This is a genomic window from Actinokineospora iranica (genome assembly GCF_900101685.1).
GTDB lineage: Bacteria > Actinomycetota > Actinomycetes > Mycobacteriales > Pseudonocardiaceae > Actinokineospora > Actinokineospora iranica.
Genome location: NZ_FMZZ01000039.1, coordinates 1 through 1,141, shown reverse-complemented (window position 1 = coordinate 1,141; position 1,141 = coordinate 1). Strand labels below are relative to the sequence as shown.

Genomic DNA, 1,141 nt, shown 5'->3' with positions numbered 1-1,141 from the left:
TCGGCGCCACGCTGGTCCTGGACGGCGCGAACAGCCTCGGCCATCTGCTTCAGCGGCAGACCGCTCCTCACCTTCCGCTTGCCCGGGTTCCGACCAGAGCCACCGCCACCAGGAGTGTCCGGACCCGCACTGGATTTAGGGCCAAGGCCAGGGCCCCAGTCAGACAGGCACCTTACGCGTCACCGTGCCCGCCCATAAAACACCGCTCCGCGGCAAGCCGGACGTCCCCGGATCACGCTATGGATTTGCATCACAAAGCTCATCAATTCTCAACGACCCAACAACCCGCGGACCTTCCATGATCAAAATATCGGAGCCAACAGAGAGATACGGCAGCGCAAGTTCCCGCACTAGAAAGTCAACTTTATACCGCCCAATCAAGCCGCCTTGATCAACACGTTCAAGCACTATGCTCAATGCGTCTGCCGACGCGGGCCAGCCAGGTTGGACATCTTCGTCCTCACCCATAACAAAAACAGCCGTAGCAGCGTAAACCAATGCCGTAGGAGGTCCACTGCTACGCCCCCCTTCTTCTCTTGTTCGCCACACGACCGACCCGTATCCGACCGGAGCTTCAATCCTATCCATCATGGCCAGACCCTTATCCCATCCATAAAGCGGTTAATCATCTCAAACTGCTCCACGTTCGCGTAGACACCCGGGCCAACCCCATCGAGCTTACCCGGGTGATGGTGCAGTTGCTCGAACAGCGACCTCGGGATACGCGTCTCAATAGTAATCCCGGCTCCTCGGTTGAGGAGGGCACCCCATCGTTCCGCATGACTTCCGCTTAAGGCGAACCACTTGCCCTCCATTTGACCTGCACCGGTCGCGAATCGGCCACCTGATTCCACGATCGAATCGAACTCGGCGGCATCCACGTTCCGGAAAATCTGAACACTACTGTTGCTCGGAGAGCGACTGTCGGATGGACCTGCTTCACCGCACGCCCACACTTGGGCGGATCGGCTGCCGTCTGAACGTTGGTGTCCGCCGGTCGCGCAGGTGTTGTCCAGGTGTCCCGTCTCGGGGGCCAATGCGCCTGGCCCGGCCGACTCCTGGGGTGTTTCTCCCGGCGCCTGGGGCTGTTCGCCCTGATCGGTGTTCGCGGTCAGGGCACCGAGGTTGATGGTGGGCTGGT

At 60.4% G+C, this 1,141-nt stretch carries 1 protein-coding gene; it reads right to left on the bottom strand.

The features are described 5' to 3' along the window. Window positions 1-587 precede the first annotated feature (587 nt). Window positions 588-1,141 (bottom strand): hypothetical protein (locus tag BLS56_RS32675; RefSeq protein ID WP_228772070.1); only part of this gene is annotated, 554 nt, incomplete at its 5' end.